The organism is Pseudomonas sp. LBUM1673, assembly GCF_059695645.1.
The window spans coordinates 6016208-6036398 of the sequence record NZ_CP166780.1 but is presented as its reverse complement, the minus strand read 5'-3'; the positions used below and the strand labels follow the sequence as shown (position 1 = coordinate 6036398).

16 protein-coding genes, 6 tRNA genes and 3 rRNA genes are annotated in these 20191 nt (G+C 54.6%); 21 read left to right on the top strand and 4 right to left on the bottom strand.

The features are described 5' to 3' along the window. Positions 1–53: 53 nt before the first annotated feature. Both ACA044_RS27700 and hemJ read right to left on the bottom strand, forming a co-directional pair. Positions 54–1022, bottom strand: a complete 969-nt coding sequence (locus ACA044_RS27700; protein ID WP_497444114.1) for an NAD(P)H-dependent flavin oxidoreductase — start codon at positions 1020–1022, stop codon at positions 54–56. A gap of 33 nt (positions 1023–1055) precedes the next feature. Continuing rightward, positions 1056–1487, bottom strand: coding sequence for a protoporphyrinogen oxidase HemJ (hemJ, locus tag ACA044_RS27695; protein ID WP_497444113.1), 432 nt, complete (start codon positions 1485–1487; stop codon positions 1056–1058). Positions 1488–1782: 295 nt separating this feature from the next. On the opposite strand from hemJ, the gene argC reads away from it, so the two are divergent. Both argC and erpA read left to right on the top strand, forming a co-directional pair. Beyond that, positions 1783–2817 (top strand): N-acetyl-gamma-glutamyl-phosphate reductase, encoded by a 1035-nt coding sequence (gene argC, locus ACA044_RS27690; RefSeq protein WP_497444112.1) that lies wholly within the window; start codon positions 1783–1785, stop codon positions 2815–2817. Positions 2818–2985: 168 nt separating this feature from the next. Beyond that, the gene (gene erpA / locus ACA044_RS27685) at positions 2986–3336 is read left to right on the top strand and encodes an iron-sulfur cluster insertion protein ErpA (protein ID WP_007906865.1); all 351 of its coding nucleotides are present in this window, start codon (positions 2986–2988) and stop codon (positions 3334–3336) included. Positions 3337–3409: 73 nt separating this feature from the next. Here the strand turns inward: erpA and ACA044_RS27680 are convergent, their stop codons facing one another. Beyond that, positions 3410–4501 (bottom strand): anhydro-N-acetylmuramic acid kinase, encoded by a 1092-nt coding sequence (locus ACA044_RS27680; RefSeq protein ID WP_497444111.1) that lies wholly within the window; start codon positions 4499–4501, stop codon positions 3410–3412. Positions 4502–4504: 3 nt separating this feature from the next. Next, entirely contained in the window at positions 4505–5923 is a 1419-nt protein-coding gene (locus ACA044_RS27675; protein WP_497444110.1) for a peptidoglycan DD-metalloendopeptidase family protein, read from the bottom strand. A 210-nt stretch (positions 5924–6133) separates the two neighbouring features. Between ACA044_RS27675 and tyrS the strand changes: the two genes are divergently transcribed. From tyrS to rplJ, 19 genes are all read left to right on the top strand, one after another. Then, complete coding sequence (gene tyrS, locus ACA044_RS27670; RefSeq protein WP_497444109.1) at positions 6134–7333, top strand: tyrosine--tRNA ligase; 1200 nt, start codon at positions 6134–6136, stop codon at positions 7331–7333. Positions 7334–7896: 563 nt separating this feature from the next. Then, positions 7897–9435 (top strand): 16S ribosomal RNA (locus ACA044_RS27665). Positions 9436–9517: 82 nt separating this feature from the next. Then, a tRNA-Ile gene (locus tag ACA044_RS27660) sits at positions 9518–9594 on the top strand. Between the two features lie 30 nt (positions 9595–9624). Continuing rightward, positions 9625–9700, top strand: a tRNA-Ala gene (locus ACA044_RS27655). Positions 9701–9936: 236 nt separating this feature from the next. Then, positions 9937–12828, top strand: a 23S ribosomal RNA gene (locus ACA044_RS27650). 161 nt (positions 12829–12989) lie between these two features. Beyond that, positions 12990–13105, top strand: a 5S ribosomal RNA gene (rrf, locus tag ACA044_RS27645). Together the 16S, 23S and 5S rRNA genes with 2 tRNA genes alongside form the textbook arrangement of a ribosomal RNA operon. Positions 13106–13241: 136 nt before the next feature. Further along, positions 13242–14201 carry a bifunctional biotin--[acetyl-CoA-carboxylase] ligase/biotin operon repressor BirA gene (gene birA, locus ACA044_RS27640; RefSeq protein ID WP_497444108.1) on the top strand — a complete coding sequence of 320 codons (960 nt, stop codon included), beginning with the start codon at positions 13242–13244 and terminating at the stop codon, positions 14199–14201. Further along, positions 14191–14940, top strand: coding sequence for a pantothenate kinase (locus ACA044_RS27635; RefSeq protein ID WP_497444107.1), 750 nt, complete (start codon positions 14191–14193; stop codon positions 14938–14940). Before birA ends, ACA044_RS27635 begins: the two co-directional genes overlap by 11 nt. A gap of 7 nt (positions 14941–14947) precedes the next feature. Continuing rightward, positions 14948–15388, top strand: a complete 441-nt coding sequence (locus ACA044_RS27630) for a hypothetical protein (RefSeq protein WP_497444106.1) — start codon at positions 14948–14950, stop codon at positions 15386–15388. A gap of 142 nt (positions 15389–15530) precedes the next feature. After that, positions 15531–15615, top strand: a tRNA-Tyr gene (locus ACA044_RS27625). A 24-nt stretch (positions 15616–15639) separates the two neighbouring features. After that, positions 15640–15713 (top strand) — tRNA-Gly (locus ACA044_RS27620). Positions 15714–15739: 26 nt separating this feature from the next. Next, positions 15740–15815: transfer RNA gene (locus ACA044_RS27615), tRNA-Thr, on the top strand. 84 nt (positions 15816–15899) lie between these two features. Further along, positions 15900–17093, top strand: coding sequence for an elongation factor Tu (tuf, locus tag ACA044_RS27610; RefSeq protein WP_007896619.1), 1194 nt, complete (start codon positions 15900–15902; stop codon positions 17091–17093). Positions 17094–17146: 53 nt separating this feature from the next. Continuing rightward, positions 17147–17222 (top strand) — tRNA-Trp (locus ACA044_RS27605). Positions 17223–17267: 45 nt separating this feature from the next. Then, entirely contained in the window at positions 17268–17636 is a 369-nt protein-coding gene (secE, locus tag ACA044_RS27600; protein WP_007896620.1) for a preprotein translocase subunit SecE, read from the top strand. A gap of 9 nt (positions 17637–17645) precedes the next feature. After that, entirely contained in the window at positions 17646–18179 is a 534-nt protein-coding gene (nusG, locus tag ACA044_RS27595) for a transcription termination/antitermination protein NusG (protein ID WP_007896622.1), read from the top strand. A gap of 117 nt (positions 18180–18296) precedes the next feature. Continuing rightward, positions 18297–18728, top strand: a complete 432-nt coding sequence (rplK, locus tag ACA044_RS27590) for a 50S ribosomal protein L11 (RefSeq protein WP_008008888.1) — start codon at positions 18297–18299, stop codon at positions 18726–18728. After that, positions 18728–19423: a 50S ribosomal protein L1 gene (rplA, locus tag ACA044_RS27585; RefSeq protein WP_007896626.1), complete on the top strand. Its 696-nt coding sequence runs from the start codon at positions 18728–18730 to the stop codon at positions 19421–19423. Before rplK ends, rplA begins: the two co-directional genes overlap by 1 nt. 198 nt (positions 19424–19621) lie before the next feature. Next, positions 19622–20122, top strand: coding sequence for a 50S ribosomal protein L10 (rplJ, locus tag ACA044_RS27580; RefSeq protein ID WP_038981297.1), 501 nt, complete (start codon positions 19622–19624; stop codon positions 20120–20122). Positions 20123–20191 lie beyond the last annotated feature (69 nt).

The window sequence follows — 20191 nt, the reverse complement described above, 5'->3', positions numbered from 1 at the left end:
TTGCAAACATGAAGTGTAAGGCCAGCCGGGAGGGGCTGGCCAAGTTTTTCCTGTCAGCGCGGCCAGCGCTTGGGCAGCGCCGCTGCCAGTTCCAGCGCGTTACGGTATTCGGCGTCGAGACGTGCGACCAGTTGATCGACACTCGGCAGGTCCTCGATTTCTCCGACGCCCTGGCCTGCGGACCACACGGTTTTCCAGGCTTTGGCTTCATCACTCAACGGTTTGAGCTTTGAACCGAAACTCACCTCGCCCTTGCCTTGCAGTGCCGCCATGTCGAAACCGGCAGCCTCCAGGCTCTGACGCATGAAGCTGGCCGGTACTCCCGACACCGCTGGAGTATGGACGATGTCCGCAGCTCTGGAAGTCAGCAGCATCTCCTTATAAGCGTCAGGCGCATGACTTTCCGTGGTGCCGATAAATCGCGTACCGAAGTAGGCCAGATCCGCACCGAGCAATTGCGCGGCAAGAATCTCGTGGCCATGGTTCAGGCAGCCGGCCAGCAACAGGGTCTTGTCGAAAAACTGGCGAATTTCGGCGATCAGCGAGAACGGGCTCCAGGTCCCGGCGTGACCACCGGCGCCCGCAGCCACAGCGATCAAACCGTCCACACCGGCCAGGGCCGCTTTTTCAGCGTGGCGACGTGTCGTCACGTCGTGAAACACCAAGCCGCCGTAGCCATGCACGGCATCGACCAGTTCCTTCACTGCGCCGAGGCTGGTGATCACGATCGGTACTTTGTGCTCGATGCAGATCGCCAGGTCTGCCTGCAATCGCGGGTTGCTGTTGTGGACGATCAGGTTCACTGCGTAAGGCGCGGGGTTTTCCTGTGTCGCCAGCCCTGCTTCGATTTCTTCCAGCCAGGCCTTGAAACCGCTGCTCTCACGCTGGTTCAGCGCGGGGAAACTGCCCATCACGCCATTACGGCAGCAGGCGAGCACCAGTTCGGGGTTGGAAATCAGGAACATCGGCGCCACCACCACGGGCAGACGCAAACGTTGTTCGAGCAAAGCGGGCAGCGACATTGGAAGTACCCCGGGTGAGTGTGCCTGTCAGATTTAAAACGGCCGGACGACGACCAGAATTACGATAGCCAGCAATATCAGAACCGGCACTTCGTTGAACCAGCGATAAAAGACATGGCTGCGGGTGTTTTCGCCACGGGCAAAACGTTTTACCTGTGCGCCGCACATGTGGTGGTAGCCGATCAGGATCACCACCAGGGTCAACTTGGCGTGCATCCACGCACCTTGGCTGAAATAGGCGCTCGGGTTGAGGCTGATCAGCCATATGCCGAACGCCAATGTGGCGATCATCGCCGGGCCCATGATGCCCCGGTACAGCTTACGCTCCATGATGCTGAAGCGTTCCTTGCTGACGGTGTCTTCGCTTTGGGCGTGATAGACGAACAGGCGCGGCAGGTAGAACAGGCCGGCAAACCAGCAGACCATGCTGATGATGTGAAGCGCTTTGAGCCACAGATAAAGCATTTTTAGTTATTCCCAGGTTCACGGTAGCGAAGATAGTAGAGAAAGTGTCCCGTCTCGGACATAACTGTTCAATTTTGGCGGCGTCTTTTGTCGCCATACTGCGTTGCCACTCCTCGCCATAGCGGGCTATGACTCGTCGCGGTGCCTTGTCTGGCAACAAAATCCACTCGCCAAAACTTGAACGTATGCCCGAGACGGGACACATGAGCGTCCGCACGTCACCTTGACGGTTGTCGCAGGGCCGCGCGCGCCCTATTATCGACGGCTTTCCAGTGGGTTCGTTGAGGGCAGGTTTATGGTCAAGGTCGGTATCGTCGGCGGCACGGGTTACACCGGTGTCGAACTGCTGCGTCTGTTGGCACAGCATCCGCAGGCAGAAGTGGTGGTGATCACTTCCCGATCCGAGGCCGGCCTGGCCGTGGCTGATATGTACCCGAACCTGCGAGGTCATTACGACGGCCTGGCGTTCAGCGTTCCGGACATCAAGACATTGGGCGCCTGCGACGTAGTGTTCTTCGCCACGCCGCATGGTGTCGCCCATGCCCTGGCGGGTGAGTTGCTGGCTGCCGGTACCAAGGTCATCGACTTGTCGGCAGACTTCCGTCTGCAAGACGCCGATGAGTGGGCCAAATGGTACGGCCAGCCGCACGGCGCGCCGGAACTGCTGGAGGAGGCGGTCTACGGCTTGCCGGAAGTCAATCGCGAGCAGATCAAGCAAGCGCGCCTGATCGCCGTGCCGGGTTGCTACCCGACTGCCACGCAATTGGGCTTCCTGCCATTGCTTGAAGCCGGTCTGGCCGATACCACTCGTTTGATCGCAGACTGCAAATCCGGCGTCAGCGGTGCCGGTCGTGGCGCTTCTGTAGGTTCTCTGTACTCCGAGACGTCGGAAAGCATGAAGGCTTACGCCGTCAAAGGGCACCGTCACTTGCCGGAAATCCGCCAGGGGCTGCGTCGTGCCGCGGGCAAGGACGTTGGTCTGACCTTCGTTCCGCACCTGACGCCAATGATCCGCGGCATTCACTCGACGCTCTACGCGACTGTCGTGGATCGTTCGGTGGATCTGCAGACGCTGTTTGAAAAGCGTTATGCCAATGAACCGTTCGTCGATGTGATGCCCGCTGGCAGCCATCCGGAAACCCGCAGCGTGCGCGGTGCCAACGTTTGCCGTATCGCTGTGCATCGTCCGCAGGATGGTGATCTGGTGGTGGTGTTGTCGGTCATTGATAACCTGGTCAAGGGCGCGTCGGGTCAGGCGGTGCAGAACCTGAATATCCTGTTCGGCCTGGATGAGCGCTTGGGCCTCTCCCATGCAGGCATGCTGCCGTAAGGCTGTATCCCGCTTAGCAAAAAGGCCCGTTGAACGGGCCTTTTTGCATTTTGGTCTGGCGATTGGGTTGATTGATATACCGTAACAATAGTTGACCGATTTTCTGGGAGAAGCGGATAATGCGCGTCATCACGCATTATGGCGGCGTAACGCCGGGAGATAGTCAGCATGAGCGTCGAATCCTTCACCCCCACGGCTTTGCAATTCACCCACGGTGCCGCGCACAAGGTGAAGAGCCTGGTCGATGAAGAGGGGAATGATCGCTTGAAGCTGCGCGTATTCGTTACGGGCGGCGGTTGTTCAGGGTTTCAATACGGCTTCACCTTCGATGAAGAAGTGGCCGATGACGACACCATCGTCGAGCGCGAAGGCGTCAGCCTGGTGGTCGATCCGATGAGCTTCCAGTACCTGGCAGGTGCCGAAGTGGATTACCAGGAAGGTCTGGAAGGTTCGCGTTTCGTGATCAAGAATCCGAATGCTACCACCACGTGTGGCTGCGGCTCTTCGTTCTCGATCTGATCGCACCTCACTGCATCAACAGGCGCCGCAGGGTTTCAGGATTCTGCGGCGTTTTGCTGTCCGGGATTCATGATCAGGCGAGGTAGATGGCGCCGAGAATGCGCAAGCCGCGAGCACCGGTGACGCTCGGTCGGTTGGCCGCGATACCTTCCAGGCAGCAATGGGCCAGCCAGGCGAAGGCCATGGCCTCGACCCAGTCCGGGTCTACACCATGAGTCGCGGTGCTGCTGACTTTTGCGTTCGGCAACAGACTGGCCAAGCGCTTCATCAGCGTGGCATTGTGCGCGCCACCGCCGCAGACAAGAAGTTCCTCAGTATCCGATTGGGCGCTTCGTAACGACTCGATGATGGTCAGCGCGGTCAGCTCAAGCAGCGTGGCCTGTACGTCCTCGGTAGCGAAGGTTGGCAATTGTGACAGATGCTGCATCAGCCACGGCAGATTGAACACTTCGCGGCCGGTGCTCTTCGGGCCTTGGGTCACAAAGAACGGATCACTGAGCAGCGCGTTCAACAGAACAGGTTCAATTTTGCCGCTGGCAGCCCATTGGCCGTCACGATCAAAGTTGTCGCCGCGTTGCTGGTGAATCCAGGCATCCAGCAGAACGTTCCCCGGGCCACAGTCGAACCCGGCAACAGGCTTGCCGGGCTCGATCAGGCTGAGGTTGCTGAACCCACCGATGTTCAGCACTGCGCGGTTATCAGACCGATCTTCAAACAGGGCTTCGTGAAAGGCTGGAACCAATGGCGCGCCTTGCCCGCCTGCGGCTACATCGCGGCTGCGGAAATCGCTGACTACGGTGATGCCGGTCAGTTCGGTGAGCAAGGCCGGGTTACCGATTTGCACCGTGAACCCGCGCGCCGGCTCGTGGCGAATGGTCTGGCCGTGGCTGCCAATCGCGCGAATGTCGGCGGGTTTCAGGTTTTGTTGGTCGAGGAGAGTGTGAATGCCCTGTGCGGCCAGTTTCACCCAGTTCTGCTGGGCGATGGCGGAGCGGGCAATCTCGTCCGGGCCGCTGGCGCACAAGCCAAGCAGCTCGGCGCGCAGGGAATCAGGCATAGGGATGTAATGGGTGGCGATCAGCTTGATCGCCGGGGTTTGCTCGATCAACGCAATGTCCAGGCCATCAAGGCTGGTCCCGGACATCACACCTATATAGAGCGCCATGGCTTAGCGTTTACTCGAAGCCAGCTGGGTGGTTTTCTCTTGATCCATGCGCGCCATCAGCGGTTGGCTTTGCGCGAGGAAGCGTGAGCGTTCAGCTTTGGAGATCGGATCGGCCATCGCTACTTTCTGGCCCAATGGATCGACGTGCACGCCATTGACCTGGAATTCGTAGTGCAGGTGCGGGCCGGTGGAGAGACCGGTGGTGCCGATGTAGCCGATCACCTGACCTTGCTTGACGCTGCCGCCAGTCTTGACGCCTTTGGCGAAGCCTTGCATATGGCCGTACAGCGTACGGTAGGTATTGCCGTGCTGGATGATCACGGTGTTGCCGTAACCGCCGCGACGACCTGCCAACAATACTTTGCCGTCACCGGCAGCCTTGATCGGCGTACCGCGTGGGGCGGCGTAATCGACACCCTTGTGGGCGCGGATCTTGTTCAGGATCGGGTGCTTGCGGCCCATGGAGAATTTCGAGCTGATGCGGGCGAAGTCTACCGGGGTACGGATAAACGCCTTGCGCATGCTGTTGCCGTCAGCCGTGTAGTAGCTGCTGTTGCCTTGTTTGTTGGTGTAGCGCACCGCGGTATAAGTCTTGCCGCGGTTGGTGAAGCGTGCGGAGAGGATCGGGCCGTTGCCGATTGCTTTGCCGTTGACGACCTTCTGTTCATAGATCACATCGAACTCGTCACCTTGGCGAATATCCTGGGCGAAGTCGACGTCATAGCCAAACACACTGGCCATATCCATGGTCAGGCTGTGGGACAAACCGGCTCGGGCGGCAGATTGCGACAGCGAACTGTTGATCACGCCATGAACGTAGGCGGAGCGAACGGTCGGTTTCGCGGTGATGCGGTTGAACACGAAACCCTTGTCGCTCTTAGTCAGGGTGATGCTTTCCATGTCACTGACTTTGCTGTGCAAATTGGTCAGCTGGCCATCCGGGCTCAGTTCGAACTCGAGCTTCTGGCCATGTTTGAGTTGGCTGAACTGCTTGGCCTGCTTGTCGCTGGCCAGTACTTCATGCACCGAAGTGGCCGGAAGACCGACTTTCTCGAACAAAGTCGAGAGAGTGTCGCCTTTGGCAACGATCACTTCTCTGTGGCCTGGCGCCTTCTTTTCTTCGACGATTGGCGTGGGGGCGACCTGGGCGGTTTCCTGAGTATCTTTGGCGCTGTCTTCGATCTGCGTGAAAGGGGAGGCTGCCGGCTCATTTGTGGCTTGGACGGCACCGGCGGCGTCTTGATCTTGTGTCAGTTGTTCTGCAGGGCTTTCCAGTTCAAGACTCAGGGTCGTCTTTTTGGCTTCAACATCACTGGAAGGGAATACCAGAAGCGCCAGGCTGAGAAGGGCGGCGATACCACTTGCTGCGAGCAGGTGGGTCTTCGGGTAAAGCGGTGGCGCTTTAGACGGTTCTGTGGTCATAGGTAATTTTGACTTTGAAAAAATGAATTGGAAAAGATGAATGACATGATGAAGACGAAATAACTGTATAAAATATAACCAAATCATCTCTGAGGCAAGCCTGCGGACGCTCTGTCCGTGGATTGGTGTCCGTGCGCCGGGCAAAACTTGTATTTGGTGCGCGATCTTGTATGGTTGGTTCCCTTTGAATTCGAGCCTTGCGGGTCTGTTATGAAGTCGGTTGAAGAGCAGCTAGCGCTGATCAAACGTGGTGCGGAAGAACTGTTGGTCGAGTCCGAGCTGATCGAAAAGCTCAAGCGTGGCCAGCCGCTACGTATTAAGGCAGGCTTCGATCCGACCGCGCCGGATTTGCACCTGGGTCATACCGTGCTTATTAATAAGCTGCGCCAATTTCAGGATCTGGGTCACCAGGTGATCTTCCTTATAGGTGACTTCACCGGGATGATCGGTGATCCGAGCGGCAAGAGCGCGACACGTCCTCCGCTCACCCGTGAGCAGGTTCTCGACAATGCCGAGACCTACAAGACTCAGGTCTTCAAGATTCTTGATCCAGCCAAGACCGAAGTGGCGTTCAACTCCACCTGGATGGATCAGATGGGGCCAGCCGACTTCATTCGCCTGACTTCGCAGTACACCGTGGCTCGCATGCTCGAGCGCGACGACTTCGACAAGCGCTACACGACCAATCAGCCAATCGCTATTCACGAGTTCCTCTATCCGCTGGTTCAGGGTTATGACTCGGTCGCTTTGCGCGCGGATGTAGAGCTGGGCGGTACCGATCAGAAGTTCAACCTGCTGATGGGGCGTGAGCTGCAACGTAGTTATGGTCAGGAGGCTCAATGCATTCTGACCATGCCGTTGCTCGAAGGTCTGGATGGCGTGAAGAAGATGTCCAAGTCGCTGGGCAACTACGTCGGTATCCAGGAGGCGCCGGGTGTCATGTACGGCAAGCTGGTCTCTATTCCTGATGTGTTGATGTGGCGTTACTTCGAATTGCTCAGCTTCCGTTCCATGGAAGAGATCAATGCTTTGCGGGCTGACGTCGAAGCGGGTGCGAACCCGCGTGATATCAAGATCAAGCTGGCCGAAGAGATCGTTGCGCGCTTCCATGGTGAAGAAGCTGCGGCCAATGCTCATCGTGCGGCGGGCAATCGTATGAAAGACGGTGAGCTGCCTGATGATCTGCCAGAGATCGAATTGACCGCTACCGAAGATATGCCGATCGCTGCCGTCCTTAATAAGGCAGGTCTGGTGAAGAACTCCGCCGTGGCGCGCGACCTTCTGGGCTCTGGTGGTGTGCGTATAGATGGTGAGGTTGTCGATCGCACCTTTATATACGTACGGGGCGCGACCCATGTTTGCCAGGCTGGGAAGAAGGCATTTGCGCGTATTACGCTCAAATCCGAATAAAGCTGAAATTAGGGGTTGACGGCAGATTCTGGAAGTCTATAATTCGCCCCACTTCCGGCGCAGTCGAAACGGAAAACTCCTTGGTAAACAAAGAGTTACGCAGTTTTCGACAGCGGTTACGCTTCAGTTCATCGAAGCCAGAAGGAGTTGAAAGGGCAGTGTTGTTTGGCTCTTTTAACGGTTCGATCTTCTCGGTCGAAAGCGGAGAAAAAGAGGTGTTGACAGCAGCGAGTAACGCTGTAGAATTCGCCTCCCGCTAACGAGAGATCGGAAGCGCAAGTGGTTGAAGTTGTTAAGGATTTCCAAGCGAAACTTTGAAAACTTCTGAAAATAACCGCTTGACAGTAACAGAGGCTGCTGTAGAATGCGCGCCTCGGTTGAGACGAAAGATCTTAACCAACCGCTCTTTAACAACTGAATCAAGCAATTCGTGTGGGTGCTTGTGGAGTCAGACTGATAGTCAACAAGATTATCAGCATCACAAGTTACTCCGCGAGAAATCAAAGATGTAACCAACGATTGCTGAGCCAAGTTTAGGGTTTTCTCAAAACCCAAAGATGTTTGAACTGAAGAGTTTGATCATGGCTCAGATTGAACGCTGGCGGCAGGCCTAACACATGCAAGTCGAGCGGCAGCACGGGTACTTGTACCTGGTGGCGAGCGGCGGACGGGTGAGTAATGCCTAGGAATCTGCCTGGTAGTGGGGGATAACGCTCGGAAACGGACGCTAATACCGCATACGTCCTACGGGAGAAAGCAGGGGACCTTCGGGCCTTGCGCTATCAGATGAGCCTAGGTCGGATTAGCTAGTTGGTGAGGTAATGGCTCACCAAGGCGACGATCCGTAACTGGTCTGAGAGGATGATCAGTCACACTGGAACTGAGACACGGTCCAGACTCCTACGGGAGGCAGCAGTGGGGAATATTGGACAATGGGCGAAAGCCTGATCCAGCCATGCCGCGTGTGTGAAGAAGGTCTTCGGATTGTAAAGCACTTTAAGTTGGGAGGAAGGGCAGTTACCTAATACGTATCTGTTTTGACGTTACCGACAGAATAAGCACCGGCTAACTCTGTGCCAGCAGCCGCGGTAATACAGAGGGTGCAAGCGTTAATCGGAATTACTGGGCGTAAAGCGCGCGTAGGTGGTTCGTTAAGTTGGATGTGAAATCCCCGGGCTCAACCTGGGAACTGCATTCAAAACTGTCGAGCTAGAGTATGGTAGAGGGTGGTGGAATTTCCTGTGTAGCGGTGAAATGCGTAGATATAGGAAGGAACACCAGTGGCGAAGGCGACCACCTGGACTGATACTGACACTGAGGTGCGAAAGCGTGGGGAGCAAACAGGATTAGATACCCTGGTAGTCCACGCCGTAAACGATGTCAACTAGCCGTTGGGAGCCTTGAGCTCTTAGTGGCGCAGCTAACGCATTAAGTTGACCGCCTGGGGAGTACGGCCGCAAGGTTAAAACTCAAATGAATTGACGGGGGCCCGCACAAGCGGTGGAGCATGTGGTTTAATTCGAAGCAACGCGAAGAACCTTACCAGGCCTTGACATCCAATGAACTTTCCAGAGATGGATTGGTGCCTTCGGGAACATTGAGACAGGTGCTGCATGGCTGTCGTCAGCTCGTGTCGTGAGATGTTGGGTTAAGTCCCGTAACGAGCGCAACCCTTGTCCTTAGTTACCAGCACGTAATGGTGGGCACTCTAAGGAGACTGCCGGTGACAAACCGGAGGAAGGTGGGGATGACGTCAAGTCATCATGGCCCTTACGGCCTGGGCTACACACGTGCTACAATGGTCGGTACAGAGGGTTGCCAAGCCGCGAGGTGGAGCTAATCCCAGAAAACCGATCGTAGTCCGGATCGCAGTCTGCAACTCGACTGCGTGAAGTCGGAATCGCTAGTAATCGCGAATCAGAATGTCGCGGTGAATACGTTCCCGGGCCTTGTACACACCGCCCGTCACACCATGGGAGTGGGTTGCACCAGAAGTAGCTAGTCTAACCTTCGGGAGGACGGTTACCACGGTGTGATTCATGACTGGGGTGAAGTCGTAACAAGGTAGCCGTAGGGGAACCTGCGGCTGGATCACCTCCTTAATCGACGACATCAGCTGCTCCATAAGTTCCCACACGAATTGCTTGATTCATTGAAGAAGACGATAAGAAGCAGCCCGAAATTGGGTCTGTAGCTCAGTTGGTTAGAGCGCACCCCTGATAAGGGTGAGGTCGGCAGTTCGAATCTGCCCAGACCCACCAATTTTGTGTGGGAAACGCCTGTAGAAATACGGGGCCATAGCTCAGCTGGGAGAGCGCCTGCCTTGCACGCAGGAGGTCAACGGTTCGATCCCGTTTGGCTCCACCACTAACTGCTTCTGTTGTTGAAAGCTTAGAAATGAGCATTCCATTGTGATGATGGTGAATGTTGATTTCTAGTCTTTTGCTAGATCGTTCTTTAAAAATTTGGGTATGTGATAGAAAGATAGACTGAACGCCACTTTCACTGGTGGTGGATCAGGCTAAGGTAAAATTTGTGAGTTTAATCGCGAATTTTCGGCGAATGTCGTCTTCACAGTATAACCAGATTGCTTGGGGTTATATGGTCAAGTGAAGAAGCGCATACGGTGGATGCCTTGGCAGTCAGAGGCGATGAAAGACGTGGTAGCCTGCGAAAAGCTTCGGGGAGTCGGCAAACAGACTTTGATCCGGAGATGTCTGAATGGGGGAACCCACCTAACATAAGTTAGGTATCTTAAGCTGAATACATAGGCTTAAGAGGCGAACCAGGGGAACTGAAACATCTAAGTACCCTGAGGAAAAGAAATCAACCGAGATTCCCTTAGTAGTGGCGAGCGAACGGGGACTAGCCCTTAAGTGGCTTTGAGATTAGCGGAACGCTCTGGAAAGTGCGGCCATAGTGGGTGATAGCCCTGTACGCGAAAATCTCTTGGTCATGAAATCGAGTAGGACGGAGCACGAGAAACTTTGTCTGAATATGGGGGGACCATCCTCCAAGGCTAAATACTACTGACTGACCGATAGTGAACTAGTACCGTGAGGGAAAGGCGAAAAGAACCCCGGAGAGGGGAGTGAAATAGATCCTGAAACCGTATGCGTACAAGCAGTGGGAGCCCACTTTGTTGGGTGACTGCGTACCTTTTGTATAATGGGTCAGCGACTTATTTTCAGTGGCGAGCTTAACCGAATAGGGGAGGCGTAGCGAAAGCGAGTCTTAATAGGGCGTCTAGTCGCTGGGAATAGACCCGAAACCGGGCGATCTATCCATGGGCAGGTTGAAGGTTGGGTAACACTAACTGGAGGACCGAACCGACTACCGTTGAAAAGTTAGCGGATGACCTGTGGATCGGAGTGAAAGGCTAATCAAGCTCGGAGATAGCTGGTTCTCCTCGAAAGCTATTTAGGTAGCGCCTCATGTATCACTGTAGGGGGTAGAGCACTGTTTCGGCTAGGGGGTCATCCCGACTTACCAAACCGATGCAAACTCCGAATACCTACAAGTGCCGAGCATGGGAGACACACGGCGGGTGCTAACGTCCGTCGTGAAAAGGGAAACAACCCAGACCGTCAGCTAAGGTCCCAAAGTTATGGTTAAGTGGGAAACGATGTGGGAAGGCTTAGACAGCTAGGAGGTTGGCTTAGAAGCAGCCACCCTTTAAAGAAAGCGTAATAGCTCACTAGTCGAGTCGGCCTGCGCGGAAGATGTAACGGGGCTCAAACCATACACCGAAGCTACGGGTATCACTTAGGTGATGCGGTAGAGGAGCGTTCTGTAAGCCTGTGAAGGTGAGTTGAGAAGCTTGCTGGAGGTATCAGAAGTGCGAATGCTGACATGAGTAACGACAATGGGTGTGAAAAACACCCACGCCGAAAGACCAAGGTTTCCTGCGCAACGTTAATCGACGCAGGGTTAGTCGGTCCCTAAGGCGAGGCTGAAAAGCGTAGTCGATGGAAAACAGGTTAATATTCCTGTACTTCTGGTTATTGCGATGGAGGGACGGAGAAGGCTAGGCCAGCTTGGCGTTGGTTGTCCAAGTTTAAGGTGGTAGGCTGGAATCTTAGGTAAATCCGGGATTTCAAGGCCGAGAGCTGATGACGAGTGTTCTTTTAGAACACGAAGTGGTTGATGCCATGCTTCCAAGAAAAGCTTCTAAGCTTCAGGTAACCAGGAACCGTACCCCAAACCGACACAGGTGGTTGGGTAGAGAATACCAAGGCGCTTGAGAGAACTCGGGTGAAGGAACTAGGCAAAATGGCACCGTAACTTCGGGAGAAGGTGCGCCGGTGAGGGTGAAGGACTTGCTCCGTAAGCTCATGCCGGTCGAAGATACCAGGCCGCTGCGACTGTTTATTAAAAACACAGCACTCTGCAAACACGAAAGTGGACGTATAGGGTGTGACGCCTGCCCGGTGCCGGAAGGTTAATTGATGGGGTTAGCTAACGCGAAGCTCTTGATCGAAGCCCCGGTAAACGGCGGCCGTAACTATAACGGTCCTAAGGTAGCGAAATTCCTTGTCGGGTAAGTTCCGACCTGCACGAATGGCGTAACGATGGCGGCGCTGTCTCCACCCGAGACTCAGTGAAATTGAAATCGCTGTGAAGATGCAGTGTATCCGCGGCTAGACGGAAAGACCCCGTGAACCTTTACTATAGCTTTGCACTGGACTTTGAATTTGCTTGTGTAGGATAGGTGGGAGGCTTTGAAGCGTGGACGCCAGTTCGCGTGGAGCCAACCTTGAAATACCACCCTGGCAACTTTGAGGTTCTAACTCAGGTCCGTTATCCGGATCGAGGACAGTGTATGGTGGGTAGTTTGACTGGGGCGGTCTCCTCCTAAAGAGTAACGGAGGAGTACGAAGGTGCGCTCAGACCGGTCGGAAATCGGTCGTAGAGTATAAAGGCAAAAGCGCGCTTGACTGCGAGACAGACACGTCGAGCAGGTACGAAAGTAGGTCTTAGTGATCCGGTGGTTCTGTATGGAAGGGCCATCGCTCAACGGATAAAAGGTACTCCGGGGATAACAGGCTGATACCGCCCAAGAGTTCATATCGACGGCGGTGTTTGGCACCTCGATGTCGGCTCATCACATCCTGGGGCTGAAGCCGGTCCCAAGGGTATGGCTGTTCGCCATTTAAAGTGGTACGCGAGCTGGGTTTAGAACGTCGTGAGACAGTTCGGTCCCTATCTGCCGTGGACGTTTGAGATTTGAGAGGGGCTGCTCCTAGTACGAGAGGACCGGAGTGGACGAACCTCTGGTGTTCCGGTTGTCACGCCAGTGGCATTGCCGGGTAGCTATGTTCGGAATAGATAACCGCTGAAAGCATCTAAGCGGGAAACTAGCCTCAAGATGAGATCTCACTGGGACCTTGAGTCCCCTGAAGGGCCGTCGAAGACTACGACGTTGATAGGTTGGGTGTGTAAGCGCTGTGAGGCGTTGAGCTAACCAATACTAATTGCCCGTGAGGCTTGACCATATAACACCCAAGCAATTTGTTGGCCCGAACGGGCACCAGATTGCGGTGTGTGAAGACGAAACGAACCGAAAGTTTGTGACACTCACGAAACACCAGATCTATCACATACCCATTCGCTGGAGCGTGATCTCGCAAGAGAAAACGACCTGGCTACCGAATTTCTTGACGACCATAGAGCATTGGAACCACCTGATCCCATCCCGAACTCAGCAGTGAAACGATGCATCGCCGATGGTAGTGTGGGGTTTCCCCATGTGAGAGTAGGTCATCGTCAAGATTAAATTCCGAAACCCCTATCTGCGTATGCAGGTAGGGGTTTTGTTTTGTCTGCGGGAAAATCTCGCTTGTAGGGTTTCTATGCAACGGCCCGGGGCATGGCTATCATGCGGGCCTCATTGTGAGGCGAGACTTGCATGCTGACGTTGTTAAAGCTTCTTAAGGATGGCCGATTCCATTCGGGCCAGGCTCTGGGCGCTGCCTTGGGTGTCAGTCGTAGCGCTGTATGGAAGCAACTTCAGCATTTGGAGGCTGAACTCGGTTTATCCATTCACAAAGTGCGCGGTCGCGGTTATCAACTGGCTGCGCCATTGACGCTGCTTGATCCTGCAGAGATAAGCGCGGGGGCGCCTTCTTGTGAGTGGCCCATTCTAGTCTTCGACTCAATTGACTCTACCAACGCTGAGGCCTTGCGCGCTATCGAGTGTGGCCAGCCTACGCCATTTCTGGTGCTCGCTGAGCGGCAAACGGCCGGTCGCGGACGGCGTGGACGCAAATGGGTCAGTCCGTTCGCGGAAAACATCTATTACAGTCTGGTGCTGCGTATTGATGGTGGGATGCGGCAGCTGGAGGGCTTGAGTCTTGTTGTCGGGCTTGCGGTAATGCAGGCCTTGCGAGAGCTGGGTGTTTCGGGCGTGGGGTTGAAGTGGCCCAATGATGTTCTGGTTGGTCAGAAAAAGATCGCTGGAATACTGCTCGAATTGGTGGGGGATCCTGCTGATGTTTGTCACGTGGTGATTGGTGTCGGAATCAATGTGAACATGCAGATGACTGATGAGGTTGATCAGCAATGGACGTCCATGCGACTTGAGTTGGGTAAGGCTGTTGATCGCAATCACCTGGTTGCGGAGTTAGGGTTGATGCTTCAGGCCTACTTGAGTCGCCACCAAGTCAGTGGATTTTCAGCTATCCAGGCGGAGTGGGAGCAAAATCATCTATGGCAGGGGCGGGCGGTGTCGTTGATAGCCGGTGTGAGTCAGATAGATGGAGAGGTGCTGGGTATCGATGGTCAGGGTGCCTTGCGCTTGAAGGTGGATGGTGTGGAAAAAGTCTTTAGTGGTGGTGAGCTCAGCCTGAGGTTGCGTGATGATTCTTGAGCTCGATTGCGGAAACAGTTTCATCAAATGGCGAGTGCTCGGCGCGGATGTTCGGCGGGTGGTTGGTGAGGGTGTCGTTGATTCGGATCTGGCATTGCTGGAGAGCTTGAAAGGGCTCAAGGGACTCACTCTCACGCATTGTCGGTTGGTCAGCGTTAGAACCGCCGAAGAGACTAGTGCATTGATTTCTCTGCTGGCAGAGGCTTTCGGTGTTTCCGCAGTGTGTGCGGCACCGGCTCGCGAAATGTCCGGGGTACGAAATGGCTATGAGGAGTTCGAGCGACTAGGGCTCGATCGCTGGCTTGCAATGCTCGGAGGATTTCATCTGGCTTCGGGTGCTTGTCTGGTGCTCGACTTTGGTACGGCGGTTACGGCTGACTTTATCGCCGGGGATGGCGAGCATTTCGGAGGATTTATCTGTCCTGGAATGTCTTTGATGCGCAACCAGTTGCGCACCCACACCCGTAGAATTCGCTATGGAGATCTTGCTGCCGAGCGCGCTTTGGAGAGTCTCGTTCCTGGCCGTACAACCGTCGAGGCAGTCGAGCGAGGTTGCTTGCTGATGTTGAGAGGTTTTGTCATGACTCAGCTAGAGTTGGCGCGTAGCTATTGGGGAGAGGATTTCGCTGTATTCCTGACTGGGGGGGATGCGGATCTGGTCTCCGAGATTGTGCCCAAGGCCAGGGTGGTTCCAGACCTGGTATTTGTAGGTTTGGCGATGGCATGTCCCTTGTCCTGAGGTTTTTATGCGTTGGTTGTTTCTGCTGTTGCTTGTTCTCAATGTGTTCTATTACGTCTGGCACCAGCAGGAGGCTCCGCTTCGCGCGAAAGATGTAACCCCCTTGAGCTTGTATCGCGGCTCGCAGCAGGATATTCGTTTGTTGAGCGAGGCGACTGATACGGCTCGAGACAAAGGTAAATCTACGCAGGCGGATAGCGGTTGCCTCTATCTGGGAGGTTCTGCTCGACAGGAAGTCGCCCAGGTAATCGAGCGTCGGTTGAGTGACATGGATATCAAGTTTCAGTCCTTGCCGAAGGATCTCACCGAATATGCTGGTTACTGGGTGCGCATAGCCCCGGAAAGCCGGCGTTTGCTGGGTGACTCGCAGTTGCAAAACCTTTCTAAAGAATTCAATGAGTTAAAACATAAAATAATGCCGTGCGAGGGGGTTGCACCCGCCGAATAGTTTGCATAGAATGGCGCCCGCTTCGCAGTGAAGACCTTTAACGGTTAGCAGTGTGAGGCGAGGTCAACGCAGCTAACCTCAGGTTTTTAATGAGAAAATGCTTGACAGAAGGCTGGCATGATATAGAATGCCGGCTCGCTTAGGAGGGGTTCCCGAGCGGCCAAAGGGATCAGACTGTAAATCTGACGTCTACGACTTCGAAGGTTCGAATCCTTCCCCCTCCACCATTTTTAGCGAGAGCTGCAAGCTCCGCGGGTATAGTTTAGTGGTAGAACCTCAGCCTTCCAAGCTGATGATGCGGGTTCGATTCCCGCTACCCGCTCCAAGTTTGCAGGTCCTGCAAAGTGTTGCGCTCTTGTAGCTCAGTTGGTAGAGCACACCCTTGGTAAGGGTGAGGTCAGCGGTTCAAATCCGCTCAAGAGCTCCATATAACAAGGCAGATATGAAAATATCTGCCTTTGTTTTAATGGCTGATACTACTTGCTTAATTCTTCTGCTAGGGGTGATTTCGATGGCTAAGGAAAAGTTCGAACGTAACAAGCCGCACGTCAACGTTGGCACCATTGGTCACGTAGACCATGGCAAGACGACTTTGACCGCCGCCCTGACCCGTGTCTGCTCCGAGGTTTTCGGTTCGGCAAAGGTTGACTTCGACAAGATCGATAGCGCTCCAGAAGAGAAAGCTCGCGGTATCACCATTAATACTGCTCACGTTGAGTACGATTCGGCTGTGCGTCACTATGCGCACGTTGACTGCCCTGGTCACGCCGACTACGTAAAAAACATGATCACTGGTGCTGCTCAGATGGATGGCGCTATCCTGGTTTGCTCGGCCGCTGATGGTCCGATGCCGCAAACCCGTGAGCACATCCTGTTGTCCCGTCAGGTTGGTGTTCCGTACATTGTTGTCTTCCTGAACAAGGCTGACATGGTTGACGATGCTGAGCTGCTGGAACTGGTTGAGATGGAAGTGCGCGATCTGCTGAGCACTTACGACTTTCCAGGTGATGACACTCCGATCATTATTGGTTCGGCGCTGATGGCGCTGAATGGTCAAGACGACAACGAGATGGGTACTACTGCCGTCAAGAAGTTGGTCGAGACACTGGATAGCTATATTCCGCAGCCTGAGCGTGCTATCGACAAGCCGTTCCTGATGCCGATCGAGGATGTGTTCTCGATCTCCGGTCGCGGTACTGTTGTGACTGGTCGTGTTGAGCGTGGCATTGTCCGCATTCAGGAAGAAGTTGAGATTGTTGGTCTTCGTGACACTGTCAAAACTACTTGTACTGGTGTTGAAATGTTCCGCAAGCTGCTCGACGAAGGTCGTGCGGGCGAGAACTGCGGCGTTCTGCTGCGTGGTACCAAGCGTGATGATGTTGAGCGTGGCCAGGTTCTGGTCAAGCCAGGCACTGTCAAGCCGCATACCAAGTTCACTGCTGAGGTTTACGTTCTGAGCAAGGAGGAGGGTGGTCGTCATACGCCATTCTTCAAAGGCTACCGTCCACAGTTCTACTTCCGTACGACTGATGTGACTGGTAACTGCGAGCTGCCAGAAGGCGTTGAAATGGTGATGCCAGGTGATAACGTTCAAATGACCGTTACCCTGATCAAGACCATCGCGATGGAAGATGGTTTGCGTTTCGCTATCCGTGAAGGCGGTCGTACCGTCGGTGCTGGTGTCGTAGCAAAAGTCATCGAGTAAGTTGTTGTAATGTCTTTTTCGGGCCGGCATAATGGTCGGCCTGATTTTGTTTTAGGTCAGTAGCTCAATTGGCAGAGCGACGGTCTCCAAAACCGTAGGTTGGGGGTTCGATTCCCTCCTGACCTGCCAGATTCACTTTGTGTGTCTGGCTTTCTTTTCACAGGATCTTCATAGATGACTCCTAAAGCTGAAGCTCAAGGCTCTCGCTTCGATCTACTCAAGTGGCTAGTAGTAGTCGCTTTGGTGGTTGTTGGCGTTGTTGGCAATCAGTATTACTCTGCTTCGCCGATCCTGTACCGTGTACTTGCGTTGCTTGTCATTGCTGCTGTAGCTGCCTTTGTAGGCCTGCAGACGGTCAAGGGCAAGTCTTTCTTTGTACTGGTTAAGGAAGCTCGCACCGAGATTCGTAAAGTCGTATGGCCAACTCGCCAAGAAACCACGCAGACCACATTGATTGTTGTGGCTGTTGTACTGGTTATGGCGTTGCTGTTGTGGGGGCTTGATTCCCTGCTCGGCTGGCTTGTTTCCTTGATTGTCGGCTAAGGGTGTCCCGTGGCTAAGCGTTGGTACGTTGTGCATGCTTACTCCGGTTACGAGAAGCATGTCATGCGCTCGTTGGTAGAGCGCGTAAAGCTGGCTGGCATGGAAGATGGCTTTGGCGAAATTCTGGTTCCCACTGAAGAAGTGGTTGAAATGCGTAATGGCCAGAAACGCAAAAGCGAGCGCAAATTCTTCCCAGGTTATGTGCTGGTTCAGATGGACATGAATGAGGGTACTTGGCACTTGGTCAAGGATACTCCTCGGGTGATGGGTTTCATTGGCGGTACCGCTGATAAGCCTGCGCCAATCACGGATAAAGAAGCAGAAGCGATTCTGCGTCGTGTTGCTGATGGTAGCGACAAGCCGAAGCCGAAGACGTTGTTCGAGCCAGGTGAGTCGGTACGTGTCAACGACGGACCGTTTGCCGATTTTACCGGCACGGTTGAAGAAGTTAACTACGAAAAGAGCCGGATCCAAGTGGCGGTGCTCATTTTCGGTCGCTCTACTCCGGTAGAGCTAGAGTTCAGCCAGGTCGAAAAGGTCTAGCTGAGCAAGCATCCCAACCCCGCAGCCCCAGGCTGTGGGGTTTTGTCGTCACTGGGATAAACGCGCAAGTAACCGGGGAGCCTTTCGAGGCGTTCGAACCCGTAATTGGAGTGCCTCATGGCCAAGAAGATTACCGCTTACATCAAGCTGCAAGTGAAGGCCGCTCAGGCTAACCCAAGCCCACCTGTTGGTCCTGCTCTGGGTCAGCACGGCGTGAACATCATGGAATTCTGCAAGGCTTTCAACGCCCGTACTCAGGGTATTGAGCCAGGTCTGCCGACTCCAGTGATCATCACTGTCTATAGCGACCGTAGCTTCACTTTCGAAACCAAATCCACACCTGCTTCGGTTCTGCTGAAGAAGGCTGCTGGTCTGACTAGCGGTTCCGCTCGTCCGAACACCGTTAAGGTTGGCACCGTGACCCGTGCTCAGCTGGAAGAAATCGCGAAAACCAAAAACGCGGATCTGACTGCAGCTGATATGGAAGCAGCCGTGCGTACTATCGCCGGTTCTGCTCGTAGCATGGGCCTCAACGTGGAGGGTGTGTAATGGCTAAGTTGACCAAGCGTCAAAAGGCTATCGCCGGCAAAATCGAAGCAGGCAAGTCCTACAACTTTGTAGACGCTGCTGCTCTGCTGGCTGAGCTGTCGACTGTCAAGTTCAGCGAGTCGTTCGACGTTGCTGTAAACTTGGGTGTTGATCCGCGTAAATCCGACCAGGTCGTACGTAGCGCTACCGTGCTGCCACACGGCACTGGCAAGACTGTTCGCGTTGCTGTGTTCACCCAGGGTCCAGCTGCTGAGGCCGCTCTGGCTGCCGGCGCTGACCGTGTAGGTATGGACGACCTGGCTGCCGAAATGAAAGGCGGCGACCTGAACTATGACGTAGTTATTGCATCCCCGGATGCCATGCGCGTTGTTGGTCAGTTGGGTCAGATCCTGGGCCCACGCGGCCTGATGCCTAACCCTAAAGTCGGCACTGTAACTCCAGACGTAGCTACCGCGGTTAAAAACGCCAAGGCTGGTCAGGTTCGTTATCGCACCGACAAAAACGGCATCATCCACACCTCCGTTGGCAAAGTCGGCTTCGATGCCGTCAAGCTGAAGGAAAACGTTGAAGCCCTGATCGCTGATCTGAAGCGTATCAAGCCGGCTTCCTCGAAAGGTATTTACGTCAAGCGCGTTACCCTGAGCACCACCATGGGTCCAGGTCTGGTCATCGACCAAGGCTCGCTCGACGCGTAAGACACAGGTTGGCGCAAGCGATTGCGCCAATTGAAAGATTGGGGTCCCTGCCTGGCGGGGGCTATCCAAGACCGTAGGCGACGCAAGTCTTAAACCACAAGCCTACGCAGATGGTGCTCCCGGTTCCTTACCGAATCAGACACCAAAACGACATCCGGCTTCGGTTGGATGAAACGGTAACAAGCAGGAGTTAAACCCGTGGCAATTAAACTCGAAGACAAGAAGGCCATCGTCGCTGAAGTCAACGAGGCTGCCAAAGTCGCTCTGTCCGCTGTCGTGGTTGATGCCCGTGGCGTAACAGTAGGCGCAATGACCGGACTCCGTAAAGAGGCTCGTGAAGCTGGCGTTTACGTACGTGTTGTACGTAACACCCTGCTCAAGCGCGCTGTTGCTGACACTGAATACAGTGTTCTCAACGACGTGTTCACCGGCCCGACCCTGATTGCATTCTCGAACGAACATCCGGGCGCTGCTGCCCGTATCTTCAAAGAGTTTGCCAAGGGTCAGGACAAGTTCGAGATCAAGGCAGCTGCGTTCGAGGGCAAGTTCCTCGCAGCTAATCAGATCGACGTACTGGCAACTCTGCCGACCCGTGACGAAGCAATTTCCCAGCTGATGAGCGTGATTCAAGGCGCTACCAGCAAATTGGCTCGTACTCTGGCGGCAATTCGCGACCAGAAAGAAGCTGCTGCAGCCTAAGGCTCGTCAACTTCTCGCGTTTTTTGTTTATTTCGATGGTCGCGTAGGCCGTCCCCCAATTCAGGAATT